Origin of the sequence: Nocardia sp. NBC_00403, from assembly GCF_036046055.1 — a bacterium.
GTDB lineage: Bacteria > Actinomycetota > Actinomycetes > Mycobacteriales > Mycobacteriaceae > Nocardia.
In genome coordinates this window covers 5455103-5467903 of record NZ_CP107939.1, presented here as the reverse complement: position 1 = coordinate 5467903, position 12801 = coordinate 5455103, and the positions used below count along the sequence as shown (strand labels likewise).

Annotated in this window: 16 protein-coding genes, 2 pseudogenes and 1 riboswitch; of the genes and pseudogenes, 8 read left to right on the top strand and 10 right to left on the bottom strand. The window is 66.7% G+C overall.

The window, feature by feature from the left end; genetic code table 11:
* Window positions 1–81: 81 nt before the first annotated feature.
* From OHQ90_RS24210 to OHQ90_RS24200, 3 genes are all read right to left on the bottom strand, one after another.
* The gene (locus OHQ90_RS24210) at window positions 82–1263 is read right to left on the bottom strand and encodes a lipase family protein (RefSeq protein ID WP_328401116.1); all 1182 of its coding nucleotides are present in this window, start codon (window positions 1261–1263) and stop codon (window positions 82–84) included.
* A 417-nt stretch (window positions 1264–1680) separates the two neighbouring features.
* Window positions 1681–2499: a class I SAM-dependent methyltransferase gene (locus OHQ90_RS24205; protein WP_328401114.1), complete on the bottom strand. Its 819-nt coding sequence runs from the start codon at window positions 2497–2499 to the stop codon at window positions 1681–1683.
* Window positions 2500–2550: 51 nt separating this feature from the next.
* Window positions 2551–3012 (bottom strand): hypothetical protein, encoded by a 462-nt coding sequence (locus OHQ90_RS24200; RefSeq protein ID WP_328401112.1) that lies wholly within the window; start codon window positions 3010–3012, stop codon window positions 2551–2553.
* Between the two features lie 286 nt (window positions 3013–3298).
* Here OHQ90_RS24200 and OHQ90_RS24195 point away from each other — a divergent pair, with 286 nt between their 5' ends.
* Entirely contained in the window at window positions 3299–4705 is a 1407-nt protein-coding gene (locus OHQ90_RS24195) for a selenium-binding protein SBP56-related protein (protein ID WP_328401110.1), read from the top strand.
* Between the two features lie 117 nt (window positions 4706–4822).
* Here the strand turns inward: OHQ90_RS24195 and OHQ90_RS24190 are convergent, their stop codons facing one another.
* Window positions 4823–5035, bottom strand: a complete 213-nt coding sequence (locus OHQ90_RS24190; protein WP_328401108.1) for an ATP-binding protein — start codon at window positions 5033–5035, stop codon at window positions 4823–4825.
* Between the two features lie 65 nt (window positions 5036–5100).
* Window positions 5101–5165: riboswitch (guanidine-III (ykkC-III) riboswitch) on the top strand.
* 14 nt (window positions 5166–5179) lie between these two features.
* Between OHQ90_RS24190 and OHQ90_RS24185 the strand changes: the two genes are divergently transcribed.
* Both OHQ90_RS24185 and OHQ90_RS24180 read left to right on the top strand, forming a co-directional pair.
* Entirely contained in the window at window positions 5180–5494 is a 315-nt protein-coding gene (locus OHQ90_RS24185) for a DMT family transporter (RefSeq protein ID WP_328401106.1), read from the top strand.
* Between the two features lies 1 nt (window position 5495).
* Window positions 5496–5798: pseudogene (locus OHQ90_RS24180) on the top strand (DMT family transporter); the annotation flags it as partial.
* A gap of 274 nt (window positions 5799–6072) precedes the next feature.
* Here OHQ90_RS24180 and OHQ90_RS24175 read toward each other — a convergent pair.
* From OHQ90_RS24175 to OHQ90_RS24165, 3 genes are read right to left on the bottom strand one after another with little or no spacing between them, the layout of a single operon-like run.
* Window positions 6073–6534 (bottom strand): nucleoside deaminase, encoded by a 462-nt coding sequence (locus OHQ90_RS24175; protein ID WP_328401104.1) that lies wholly within the window; start codon window positions 6532–6534, stop codon window positions 6073–6075.
* A gap of 14 nt (window positions 6535–6548) precedes the next feature.
* Window positions 6549–6917: an ankyrin repeat domain-containing protein gene (locus OHQ90_RS24170; RefSeq protein ID WP_328401102.1), complete on the bottom strand. Its 369-nt coding sequence runs from the start codon at window positions 6915–6917 to the stop codon at window positions 6549–6551.
* Complete coding sequence (locus OHQ90_RS24165) at window positions 6808–7086, bottom strand: hypothetical protein (protein ID WP_328413072.1); 279 nt, start codon at window positions 7084–7086, stop codon at window positions 6808–6810. Before OHQ90_RS24165 ends, OHQ90_RS24170 begins: the two co-directional genes overlap by 110 nt.
* 346 nt (window positions 7087–7432) lie before the next feature.
* Between OHQ90_RS24165 and cynR the strand changes: the two genes are divergently transcribed.
* From cynR to OHQ90_RS24140, 5 genes are all read left to right on the top strand, one after another.
* The gene (cynR, locus tag OHQ90_RS24160; RefSeq protein ID WP_328401100.1) at window positions 7433–8317 is read left to right on the top strand and encodes a transcriptional regulator CynR; all 885 of its coding nucleotides are present in this window, start codon (window positions 7433–7435) and stop codon (window positions 8315–8317) included.
* A 141-nt stretch (window positions 8318–8458) separates the two neighbouring features.
* Window positions 8459–9061 (top strand): carbonic anhydrase, encoded by a 603-nt coding sequence (locus OHQ90_RS24155; protein WP_328401098.1) that lies wholly within the window; start codon window positions 8459–8461, stop codon window positions 9059–9061.
* A 118-nt stretch (window positions 9062–9179) separates the two neighbouring features.
* A complete protein-coding gene (gene cynS / locus OHQ90_RS24150; protein WP_328401096.1) occupies window positions 9180–9650 on the top strand; it encodes a cyanase in 471 nt (156 codons plus the stop codon).
* A 146-nt stretch (window positions 9651–9796) separates the two neighbouring features.
* Window positions 9797–10297 (top strand): nucleoside deaminase, encoded by a 501-nt coding sequence (locus OHQ90_RS24145; protein ID WP_328401094.1) that lies wholly within the window; start codon window positions 9797–9799, stop codon window positions 10295–10297.
* 147 nt (window positions 10298–10444) lie between these two features.
* Entirely contained in the window at window positions 10445–11002 is a 558-nt protein-coding gene (locus OHQ90_RS24140; RefSeq protein WP_328401092.1) for a GlcG/HbpS family heme-binding protein, read from the top strand.
* Window positions 11003–11040: 38 nt separating this feature from the next.
* Here the strand turns inward: OHQ90_RS24140 and OHQ90_RS24135 are convergent.
* The 3 genes and pseudogenes from OHQ90_RS24135 to OHQ90_RS24125 form a co-directional block, all read right to left on the bottom strand.
* Window positions 11041–11268: pseudogene (locus OHQ90_RS24135) on the bottom strand (class I SAM-dependent methyltransferase); the annotation flags it as partial.
* Window positions 11265–12170, bottom strand: a complete 906-nt coding sequence (locus tag OHQ90_RS24130) for a class I SAM-dependent methyltransferase (RefSeq protein ID WP_328401090.1) — start codon at window positions 12168–12170, stop codon at window positions 11265–11267. The gene OHQ90_RS24130 and the pseudogene OHQ90_RS24135, both read right to left, overlap by 4 nt.
* Before the next feature lie 318 nt (window positions 12171–12488).
* Window positions 12489–12776: a hypothetical protein gene (locus OHQ90_RS24125; protein WP_328413451.1), complete on the bottom strand. Its 288-nt coding sequence runs from the start codon at window positions 12774–12776 to the stop codon at window positions 12489–12491.
* Window positions 12777–12801: the final 25 nt, after the last annotated feature.

Sequence of the window (12801 nt, the reverse complement as noted above, 5' to 3'; positions counted from 1 at the left end):
TTGATACGCAACATATCCCGCAGCTTCCACGGCACGGAATCAACGGCGACTCTCACCGGGGTGAGATGATCCAGCGCGGGCTCAGGGGTTATCGCTGGCCGGGCTGGACTGGATGCGGGCCACGAACTGCTCGATGGCGGTCCACATCCGGGGGTTGAGTTGCGTGTGCTTGCCGGTGCCCAAAACGGTCTGGAAGTCGACACCAGCGGCGGCGAGCTGGGCGACGAGGACGCCGTGCAGTGGGGAGGGAACGATGGTGTCGGTGACGTTGACGCACAACAGGATCGGGGCGTTGTAGCCACCGGTGGGAACGGCCATGTAAGCGTCTACGGCGGCAGGCATGGGCTCGACGGACAGGGGCTTCGCCAGCACGTTGCCGATGCTGAGGCCGCGGACGCGGTCCATGATCTGGGGCGTGCACATCGCGCCGACGCTGTCGAGCACGGAGCGGCCCTCGGGGGTCAGGTATTGGTCGACGCTCACCTCCGGTCGAGTGGCACGGAGTCCGGCCAATATGCTGACGAACAGGTCCATGAAACCGTCCGCAATTGCGGGCGGGGTGGGAGTGCCGGGTCCGAACAGAGACGCGAGCTTCTCCACGTCGGACTCGGGGTCGATCGCGATGGTGCCGCGGAAGTCCAGGTCCGGGGCATCGGTGACCTGCAGGTGGCCGGTGCCGAGCGCGGCCTGCCCGCCTTGCGACGCGCCGATAACCGCCCATGTCCGCGACAGTTCCGGGTGGGCGGACCGGACGGCACGCACGAGGTCGATCGTGGCAGTCGCCTCGGTATCGATCCCCAGGTATGGATGCGTTCCGGTGTCGAAGAGGCCGAGGCCGAGATAGTCGGGCGCGACCACGGCGAATCCCCGCGACGCCAAGTACTGGAGCAGTGCATCTTCATCTCCCGCAATCGTCTGGGCGGGGTGCGCGAGCGGATCGGACTGGCCACCGCAACCTGGTCCGAGCCCGCTGGTGCCGTGGTCGTAGGCGATGATCGGCCAGCCGGACGGCGGCGGGGTACCGGCCGGGATGTACAGCGCTCCGCTAGCTGGCTGTGTCGTCCCGTGCGAGCCGCGCATCCAGTACTCGATCACTGAGCCATCGGCATTGGACATCCCGCGCGTACCTTCGGGTAGCGGGTACTCCGCGATCAGGGTTCCCGAGGTTTCTGCATGTGCCGCAACGGTGTGCATCAGAAGTGCGGCGCCGACTGACAACGTGACCACCGCGACGGCTCGCTGACACGTATGGACAACTCGCATCGAACACCTCCCAACCGATCCGACACCGTCAAAACCGGGAACGAGCGTATAGATCAGAAGGCGACAGCCCGCTTCAACACGCTGCTCAGCCGAGATCGTGGTCCTGGAAAAGGGTGCAGCAGCCGGCGGCGTTCCGATTCGTTGTGCGGCTCTCTCAACGGCATGTCCGGTGAGACGATGGGCCAGCACGATGAGCAGAGCCATGACCACCACAAGCCCGTCACGGCGGCCGAGGGGCTGGTGGCGATGAGCACTCGCGAGCAACGATCTTCCGGGCGGCACTCATCGCCGCCGCTACCGTCACTGCGCCCGCAGGCGCTGGGGTGCAGCCGCTCAGGAATGCGGTGTCAGGCCATTGCGCGCGATCACATCGCGGAACCAGGCGGCGCTCTGCTTCGGTGTCACCTGTCGACCAGGTCAGGCCAATCGGCGTGCGGTGATCAAGAGGTACTCCCACTCCATCCGCCCGTTGCCCAGGTCGTGTTGGAAAGCGAGCTCCGCGAGTTCCCGATCCAACCGCGCGATCCGGTCGGGTTCTGCGGCAATGGCCTTGTACACGGCGACCGTCGGTCCGTAGTAGGCCTTGAAGAAGTCGCGGAACTCGGCGCCGTCGGCGAAACGATCGATGACCGCGTTTTCGCGTCGCAGCTCCAGGTCGGCAACGCGGTCGCCCAAGAGCGACCGGACATGCGTCTCGTCGCCCCACATCGGTGGCGGCAGCGCACCGGGCGGTGGCGGCGGAGCGAACGGTTTCATCGTGGCGAACATCTGCCCGATGAATCCAGTGGGTGTCCAGTTGATCAGCCCGATCGTGCCGCCCGGCTTGGTGACGCGCACCAGTTCGTCCGCGGCCGCCCGGTGGAACGGCGCGAACATGACGCCTACGCACGAGATCACGGCGTCGAACTCGGCATCGGCGTAGGGCAATGCCTCGGCGTCGGCTTCCTGCCACTGCAGGTCGACGCCCCGGGCGGCGGCGATACGCCGGCCCGCGTCGAACAGCTCCGGCGTGAGGTCGCTCGCAACGACGTCCGCGCCGGTCTCCGCGGCCGGGATCGCTGCATTCCCAGATCCGGCCGCAATGTCCAGCACGCGCTGACCGGGGCCGATACGGCAGACCTCGACGAGACGCCGGCCCAGCCCAGGGATGACTTCGGTGGCGACGGCCGGGTAGTCGCCCAGTGCCCACATTGCTCGATGTCGCGTCTTGAGATCAGCGGGGCCGGATTCGGTCATCTGATGCTCCCTCTGTAGTCGGGCCGGCGGAAGCTGCCGAACCTGATCGATTTACGACGAGTCGCGAAGTCGGATGTTGCGCAGGACAACTGCGGCCGAACGGTGGGCGTCGTGTGCCCGGAACGCCACCATGGGCGCGGCTGCTGGCGCTACCGATCGCGAGCTGACACGACCGCTATTTCGGTCCATGCAGGCGCGGCGCCGGCTGCCGTGCGGCGGGTTCTGCTCATGCTCTTTCGATGCGGTACCGCAATCGCCAGTAGCGTCAGCACCCGGTCCGATCGAACCCAACCATTCTGCCGGCAAGCCGGTGACAGCGCGCCGACACGGCCGCAGTTTGTCGTAGGTATCGAATGTGTCCATCTCGATACCGGTGATCTCCATGGCGATATCATTCTCCACGAAGCCCTCGAACAGCGGTAGGTTGATGTGCAACGTGTTGCGGCCCGGCTTGTCTGATACGTGGTAGCGCCTTTCTCGGGCAATCGAGTCTGAATCGTTTGCCTTTTCCACCAGCTGACGCGCATCTTCACGAAGAAATTCGGCTTGTCGTTCTTCTCTTGCTGTTCGACTCCCGTCACCTACTCACCCTTCCGGTCTTCCCGGAATACGACTGCGTCCTACCGAACGCTCTGCCCCCGCACTGGCGGTAGCTGGTGGATCTATGTCGAAAGGCCGAGACTGGTTACTGTCTGCCCGCGCCATTGCGGCACGCGACCCACGGGTCGCGCCCATCTCGGAACCGCCAGATCGGGCGAGGTGCGTGGGTCTGCGCCCATCGACATGAAGGAGGCTGGAAATGAATCACTCAGACATGGACCCGACCTTCTATCGGAGCGCAGCGGAGGCGGCTGCCGCGCCACCGGAGCGGCTCGCATACGTCGTTGCGTTCGACCGGGCGGCACAGAAGCCGGATGCGCTGTCAGTAGTTGATGTGGATCCGGGCTCGGCCACCTACGGCCGGGTGGTGGGCTGGACCGAGGTACCCCACCTGGGCAACGAGCTGCACCATTTCGGCTGGAACGCCTGCAGCAGCGCGCTGAAGCACGAGGGCCACCACATTGCGGGACTGGCTCGGCGGTACCTGATCGTGCCGGGTCTGCGCTCGTCGCACCTGTACGTGTTCGACACCCAGCCCGACCCACGCCAGCCCACCCTGTCCAAGATCGTGGACAGCTCCGAGCTCGCGGCCAAGGCCGGCTACTCCCGTCCACACACGCTGCACTGCGGGCCGGACGGTGTGTTCATGACCTGCCTTGGCGGGTCAGACGGATCGGACGGGCCGGGCGGGATCGCGCTGCTCGATCACGGCACGTTCGATGTGCTGCGGCAATGGGAGACCGACCGTGGGCCGCAATACCTCGCGTACGACGCATGGTGGCATCTCAACCAGAACACGCTGATCAGCAGCGAGTGGGGCACCCCGTCCATGATCGAGGACGGACTGAATCCGGAGCTGCTGCTGGCCAACAAGTACGGCCACGCGATCCACTTCTGGGACCTCACCGCCGGTCGGCACCAGCAGCGGATCGATCTCGGCGAGCAGTACCAGATGCCACTCGAGCTGCGCCCTTCGCACGATCCGGACGCCACCTGGGGGTTCGTCGGCGTGGTGATCTCGACCGAGGATTTGTCGGCCTCCGTGTGGCGTTGGCACCGCGATGGTGGCGTGTGGGCGGTAGACAAGGTGATCACCATCCCGGCCGAGCCAGCTGATCCCGACCTGCTACCGCCGGCACTGAAACCGTTCGGCGCGGTGCCGCCGCTGGTCAGCGATATCGACCTGTCGGTCGACGACGCACACCTCTACGTCTCGTGCTGGGGTACCGGAGAGCTCAAGCAATTCGACGTGCGCGATCCGGCTAACCCGAAACAGACCGGGTCGGTCCGGCTCGGCGGGATCGTGGGCCGCACCGCCCACCCGGCCGCGCCGAACCAGCCGCTTGCCGGCGGCCCCCAGATGGTCGAGATCAGCCGAAACGGCCGGCGGGTCTACCTCACCAACTCGCTCTACAGCACGTGGGACGACCAGTTCTACCCGGAAGGGGTTGGCGCCTGGATGGCCGTGATGCATACCGATCCCGACGGCGGAATGACCATCGACGAGTCGTTCTTTCCGCACGACGAGGACTTTCGAGGTCTTCGGGTGCACCAGGTGCGCCTCCAGGGCGGCGACGCGTCCTCCGACTCCTACTGCTACCGGTAGTCGGGTCGAGCGGGGGCCACTGGACCTCGACCGCGTACGCCCGGTCGGCGAAGTGTCCGTACACGTCCAAGGTCGATTCCAATCATCGTCCCGCGCGCCGCGGGTCCACCAGTGGGATCAGTCGGCTGTTGGTCCCTGGATTCTGGCGCCGTGTGCGCCGACTACGGCGGCGACAATGGCCAGTCCGAATCCGGATCCGCCAGTGCAGGAATGTGATTCAGCGGCTCGATAGAAGCGATCGAAGACACGCGGCGCATTGTCGTGTGGTCGGTCATATCCAACCTGCAATGCGGTATTCGATTCGTGGGAATTCCCCGAAGAATCCGCCATACGCCCCGCCCACAGGCAGTCTTCACACCTTCGAAATCTGGAATGACCCGCGTGCTACGTTGCTTGTCAAGGCCCTGATCGGGCCTCCGGACGAGGGTTCAGTACCCGGACAGCGACAAGACTGACCATGGAGGTCAGCTCGTCATGGCTTGGGTAATTCTGATTGCGTCGGGTGTGCTGGAGGCGGTGTGGGCCACCGCGCTAGCCGCGTCCCACGGTTTCCGGCGCGTCGGCGCCACCTTTGTTTTCGCGGTTGCGTTGGTGGGCAGCATGATCGGACTCGCCATTGCTATGAATACCCTGCCGACTGGTACCGCATATGCGGTCTGGGTGGGTATCGGCGCTGTACTGACAGCGTTCTGGGCGATTATCAGCGGTAAAGAGAAACCGACTGCCGCGCGAACCCTCTTACTACTCTGGCTGATCGGCTGCGTCACAGGCCTGAAGGCGGTGAGCTGACATGCCGTGGATCATTCTGCTCGTCAGTGCGGTGTTCGAGGCCGTATGGGCGACCGCGCTCGGTAGCTCCCATGGTCTTTCCGAACAGGTCCCGACGGTGGTCTTCCTGATCGGGTTGGCGCTCAGCATGATCGGACTCGCGATCGCGCTGCGCAAGCTTCCGCTCAGCGTCGCCTACGCGGTCTGGATCGGCGTCGGCGCCGCACTCACCATCACCTACGCGATGCTCACCGGCGCGGAATCGGTTTCCGCACTGAAGGTCCTGTTCCTCGGCGGTATCGTCGCCAGCGTGATCGGTCTGAAGTTCGTGAAGTCAGCGCGCGCCCCGGAGCTCGGTGCCGCAAAGGCGAAGGCGGGCAACGTACAGGCGGGCGATCTCACTGGCCGTCGATCCGGCCGCCGTCGAATTTATCCACACCGTTGAGCTTCCCGGGCTCCCGGCGACCGAACCTTCTACCGAGGTTGACCAAATCGGCAGGCAGATTCCGGATCCGAACATCTCGATCGTACGATCGGGATCCGGTCGGCTCGGTCGAAGAGTATGGCGAGAGCCTGCCGGACGGTGCTGTGCGTTGGCGTCATGGATTCGCCGCGGCGTGACGGAGGAACGGCGCGAGTGCCTCGTCGCCCAGGTTCGGGCCACAGACGGTGACTGCCGCGTCGCTGGACCCGATGACCTCGGCGCAGCGCAGACCAAATCGCGGGTACCCGCCGATGATCGCGCTGAAATCCGGCTCGGCGGCGCCGAACACAACGCGGGCGATCCCGGCCCAGACGACGGCCGCGGCGCACATCGGGCAGGGCTCACCACTGGCGTAGATCGTGGCCCCGGCAAGCTCCGCGGCGCGCCCGGCCGTGATCGCGACGAGCTCGGCGTGGGCGGTGACGATGCCCGCACTGGCCACCTCGTTGCGGCCCTCGGCGATCGCGGCCCTGTCGGCGGCCACGATGACGGCACCAAACGGGTGGTTGCCCTCGCGACCTGTGTGCTCGGCGAGCGAGATCGCCCGCCGCAGATAGGCTTCCTCACCCTTGATCATCGCGACTCCTTCTCTCATGGGTGGCCGCGCAGAATCGAGACGATCGCGGTCTGACCACGGCGCTGCGCGTTGTCGAGCGCGGTGCGTCCGGCTCCGTCGCGGATCGATGGGTCGGCGCCGGCGTCGAGCAGGGCCGTCACGACCTGCCGGTATCGCTCGGATCCGTCTCCGTAGACGATCGCCTCGTGCAGGGCGGTCCAGCGCGGTGTGTTGATGTGGTTGACGTCTACGCCTGCCTCGATCAACCTCCGGACGGTGGCGAGGTAGCCGTGTTCACTCGCCGGGATCAGGGCCGTTCCCCTGTAGCGGTTCACGCTGCGCAGGTCGGCGCCGTTGCGCAGCGTCATCTCGAGGATCTCGTCGAGGCCCTCGGCGCCCGGCATACAGGTAGGCCGAATCCTCGAGATCGTCCTTGGCGTTGACGTCGGCGCCGGCGTCGATCAACGCCTGCGCCGCGGCGGCAGCGCGGTTCTTCGTGGCCGCGATCAACGGAGTGCGATCGTGATCGCCTCGGGTCTCGATGTCGGCCCCGCGGGCAATCAACTCCCGCACGGTCGCGGCGTCGTTGTTCGCTGCCGCCTGCAGGAGCGCGGGGTTGAGGGCCGGGGCGCGAGGGACTCGGGTCGGTGCCGGATCGGCGGCGGGTGCAGTCGGCGTGTCCGTGGTCGGCGCCGGCGAGGTTTCCGCTGCTGTCCGAGCGGCGGGAGGATTGGCCGTGCACGCCACGGCTGCGAGGGACAGCGCCGCGAATGCGCTCGCGGCCAACACGCTTCGGCGGGGACGCTTGTTCACCTGAGAACTCCTCACTGGTTGCTGATCTCCGGAGTGCCCAGCGCGCAAGATAGAGTCCAATACCTACTTCCCATCATCACGATAGAGCGCATCTATAGTGGCGGTCATGGAGCTGCGCCATATCCGGTATCTGTTGGCGGTCGCCGATCACGGCAACTTCACCCGCGCGGCCGAGGCGTTGCACGTGTCTCAACCCACCCTCTCGCAGCAGGTCAGGCAAGCCGAGCGAGCGCTGGGGGTGCAGCTGCTCGACCGGTCCGGCCGCACCGTGCGCCTCACCGAGGCCGGCGCGGCGTACGCGCATCACGCGCGTCTCGCGCTGCGCGACCTCGACGCCGGCGAGCGCGCGATACAGGACGTGCAGGACCTCTCCCGAGGGCACCTGCGGGTGGCGATGACACCGACCATCACCGCCTACCTCATCGGCCCGCTGGTGCACCAGTTCCACGCCGCACACCCGGGCGTAACCCTCACCGTCGTGGAGACCACCCAGGACCGGATCGAGGCGGACCTGCTCGCCGACCGCGTCGATCTCGGCATCGCCTTCACCGGCACCCACGCCGCCGGGATCGAGAACGTCAGGCTGTTCACCGAGAATCTCAGCCTGGTGGTCGGATCGACCCACACCCTCGCCGCGCGATCGGAGCCACTGCCGGTCCAGCAGCTCATGGACCATCCACTGGCGCTGCTCAGTCGCGACTTCGCGACCCGGTCTCACATCGACGAATACTTCGATGACTGCGAGATCGCGCCGAGCATCGGGGTCGAAGCCAACTCCATCGGCGCGCTGATCGAGTTCGTTCGGCGAGGATCGCTCGCCACGGTCCTGCCCGACGCCATCACGCGTGCTCATCCCGACCTACTGCCCATCGCGCTAGCCCCCGCGTTGCCCACCCGGACGGTGGAACTCCTGCGTCGCAGTAGCGCCTACCATTCGGCGGCCGCCCGCGCCTTCAGTGCGATCGCCCAGGCCGCCGCACGGTCGACCTAGCGGTATCGGCCCGCCCCAGACCGACTATAGATGCAACCAATCATTGCTATGAACAGTAAGTATTGGACTCTATAGCGACAGGTTGTGCATGGTGGATCTTGTCAGGTCCAACCCGGCCAAGCGCCCTGAAGGGAGCGATCCATGCACGACCTCGCCGCCGGCGTCACGCACTTTCAACGCGATGTCTTCCCCGCCAAGACGGAGCTGTTCGCCCGCCTCGCCACCACCCACCGTCCCGAGACACTGTTCATCGGCTGCTCGGACGCGCGCGTGGTCCCGGAGTTGATCACCCACAGCGAGCCGGGCGAGTTGTTCGTGATCCGCACCGCGGGAAACCTCGTCCCCGCCTGCCCACCCGGAGCCGACGGCGTCGGGGCAAGCATCGAGTACGCCGTTGCCGTGTTGGGGGTTTCCCGCATCGTGGTGTGCGGCCACTCCGGCTGCGGGGCGATGACCGCGCTGGCGGAACGCCACGACCTGAGCGCAACACCGATGATCGCCGAGTGGCTGCGTCACGCGGCCGCCTCCGCCGCCCGGGCCACCGGCGCCGCTGCCGGCGACGCCGTCCCGACGCTCGTGCGTGTGAATGTCCTCGCACAGCTGGCCAACCTGGCCAGTCACCCCTCGGTTGCCCACGCGGTCGCCGCCGGCACCGCGACCGTCGAGGGATGGGTGTTCGACATCGGCACCGGCGCGATCACGGTCATCGACGCCGCCGGATCGGACAGCGTGCTCGCTGCCTGATCTCCCAGATCACCCATCTCGGGTCCCCCGCGCATGCCACCCGGGACCTCCCCACAGCGCCGATACCTCCCGACCACCGGCCCGGCCGACGTTCGATCCCGAAAGGAACCCACGCATCATGGTGCACGCACAGTTCGACCCCACCGCCCGCCAGGCACTGGCCGCCGCAGCGGTGGACGCCAAGACGAGGAAGGACCTCACCTGGCAGGAGCTCGCGGACGCCGCCGGCCTGTCGGTGGCGTTCGTGACCGCCGCTGTTCTCGGCCAGCACGCCCTGCCCGAGAAGAGTGCCGCGGCGGTCGCCGACCTGCTCGGCCTGGGCGGCGACGCGACGATGCTGCTGCAGACCATCCCGACCCGCGGGTCGATCCCCGGCGGGGTCCCAACCGATCCGACGATCTACCGCTTCTACGAGATGTTGCAGGTCTACGGCACCACCCTCAAGGCCCTGGTCCACGAGCAGTTCGGGGACGGCATCATCAGCGCGATCAACTTCAAGCTCGATGTGAAGAAAGTCGCCGACCCCGAGGGCGGTGAGCGCGCCGTCATCACCCTGGATGGCAAGTACCTGCCGACAAAGCCGTTCTGATAACACCAGTCGCCAAGCCCTCGACCTCGAAGATCCGGGCCCTTCGCCAGGGAGGGGCAGCCGCGCCGCATCGGTTGGCCGACACCCCTCCCTGGTCGGACCTCCGCGGGCAGTCGGTGGCCTGAAACGCACCGCAAGGACAACTCATGGATTTCGCACGACACACCATCGACCTCGCGCGCCGCCACGTCGCCGAGGGCGGCCGCCCCTTCGCGACCGTCATCGTCAAGGACGGCCAGATCCTGGCGGAGAGCCCGAACAGGGTCGCCCAGACCAACGATCCCACCGCGCACGCGGAGATCCTCGCCATCCGCGAGGCCTGCGCCAAGCTCGGCACCGAACACCTGACCGGCACCACCATCTACATCCTCGCCCTGCCCTGCCCGATGTGCCTGGGCGCGCTCTACTACTGCTCACCCGACGAGGTCGTCTTCCTCACCACCCGCGATGCCTACGAACCGCACTACATCGACGACCGAAAGTACTTCGAACTCAACACCTTCTACGACGAGTTCGCCAAGCCCTGGGACCAGCGACGCCTACCCATGCGCCACGAACCCCGCGACCAAGCGGTCGACGTCTACCGCCTCTGGCAAGTGGCCAACGGCGGCGAGCGACGCGTCGCGGGCGCCCCCACCGCCACCTAACCCTCACCTACCCCATTGCCCATGCCGCCCGAACAGCCCGCCGACAGCAGCCGGTGTGGCGATGGCGACGGACGGTATCAACCAGCAGATGGCCATCGCGGCACCTGCCCGGCCGCCATCGATGCCCGACCACAGGAGAACGCAACCATGGACATTCACAAGAAAACAGGCAAGCGCGCCGGCGCCCTCGTCGGCGGAACGCTCGTCGCCGCTGGCGCCATCGGCGTATGGGCGGGGGGCAGTCAGGACGCGGGCCCGGCTGCGCAACCGGCGCTGGCCAGCAAGGTCGAGCCGGCCGACCTGCGGCAGACCAATCACCTCACCGTGGCCGCCGCCACCGAGGCCGCGCAGGCCGCGCTCGCCGCCGCGAGCCGGGAGAACCAGCGGGTCAGCGTCGCCATCGTCGACCGTGACGGCAACACCATCGTGCTGCTGCGTGGCGACGGCGCGGGACCACAGTCCTACGAGGCCGCGGAGCGGAAGGCCTTCACCGCCGTCTCCTGGAACGCGCCGACCTCCCAGCTGGCCGGGCGTCTGGACAAGGCCCCGCATCTGGCCGACATTCCCGGCACCCTGTTCCTGGGCGGCGGTGTCCCGGTGGCCACCGACGGCGCACCGATCGCCGGCATCGGTGTCGCGGGTGCGCCCAGCGGTGACCTGGATGAGAAATTCGCGCGGACCGGTGTGGCCGCGCTCGGCGACTGAGGTCAAGCGTGGCACGGTGCAGGAGCCGGAGCGCCCGATGCCACCGGCGACGCGTCGACCCCGGTGGCCGCGTAGCCCTTGGACCCGTCGTAGATCGCGTGATGTCCCGGGCCGGTTCCGGGGTCGAGCTCCTCGCCCCGCACAGCGCCGTAGGCGACCACCCGCTGTGGGCCGCCAATGTCCCAGGGGATCAGCGCAGGAGCATCCCGCTCCGGCGGCGCGTCACTTTGAAGCTGCTCGCGTTTCGCTGAACAGCACCGAATCAGGACGGCTTGCTAGCTGTCAGGTATTGCGTGCTGTCGAAAATTTGCGCCAGCGGCTCCGGGACCGTTGCCATGGGACGGTCGTAGCGTGCGGCCAGTTCCTGCAGGTGCAGGCTCGAGGTGGTCCAGCCGTAGACGGTGAGCAATTCAGCCGGATCGCTGCGCTCGTCGGTGTAGAACAGTGCCGCGAGGTCGACCTTGCCGAACGGGATGCCTTTCAAGCCTTTCAAGTATTCCGACTCCTGCTCGGCGATGCGGCCCATATCGATGTTATTGCCGACGGTCTCCGCCGCCACTGTGCTACCGGGTGCCGAAAGCCGACCGATCCGCGCGAACAAGGCATCCTGTGCGGCGCCGGGCAGGTAGGGCAGCAACCCTTCTGCCGACCATGCGGTGGGCGAGGCCGGATCGAAGCCTGCCTCGACGAGCGCCGCGGGCCAGTCGTCGCGCAGATCAACGGCGACCTCGCGCCGGTCCGACCTCGGCGCGCTGCCGGACTCGGTGAGCACCTGACGTTTGAACTCCAGCACTTTGGGCTGGTCGATCTCGAACACAACCTCGCCTACCGGCCAATCCAGCCGGTAGGCCCTGGCATCGAGCCCGGCGGCCAGGATCACTGCCTGGGTCACCCCTGCCGCCGCCGCGGACAGGAAGAAATCGTCGAAAAACCGACTTCGGTATCCGATGAACCCGGAGGTGAACGGGGTCTGCGCCCACAATGTCGGATCGGTGATCAGTTGGTTCATGTCCGAATCGCCGGATGCCACCACGAACAGGGCGGCGTACTCGTCATGGACGAGGGCATCCGGCTGTTTCGTCTCGATCGCGCGCGCGGCCGCGACGCCGAGCGCGGTCATGCCGACGCTGCTCACAATGTCCCAGGTATCGCCTTCGGTACGCATCATGCTGTCCTCGAAGTGTCCTGAATGCCATAGCTGACAAGTCGGAATCCGGGTTTGCGTTCGAGCGAGGAAGGGGAGCCCTCTTGTCCGGGTGGCAAATATGCTGCTGTGGATGGGTAGAGCGTTACGAACTCGATCCTACGACCAGTGGACTTCAGACATGAATACCTTGTGGCTCTGTTGCGGCAGTCGCCGAGATCCGCCGCATCCTCACCCAGCCCGTACCCTCGCCGCCGCACACTGCAGACGCCTCCTCAAACCCGCGTCCGACAAGCCAGATATCTACGAAAACCCAAGCAGGACAATGAAATGCAACTTGCGCTAGCGCGCATCCACTGTGCCGATGCCGGAAACCACGTAGACGTGGCGCACGTGGATTTTCGCTGCTCTGAAGAGTTCCCTGGTGGCGCTAATCGCGCCAGACGGTGGGCGCTTCGCTCGGAAGGCCGCCATCCCTTCGCGGGCGCCGGGAAGTTGAGCGGCGGCGGGGGCGGGGATCAGTCGGGAAACCTCGACCCGTGCGGTGTCGTCGCCTGCGCGGTCTTCGCCCACGCGCGGGGTTTCCGCAGTGGTGGTCAGGACCGCGCGGCCGAGTATGTGTGAAGCCATGGTGAAGCCGAGGAAGCCCGGGGTG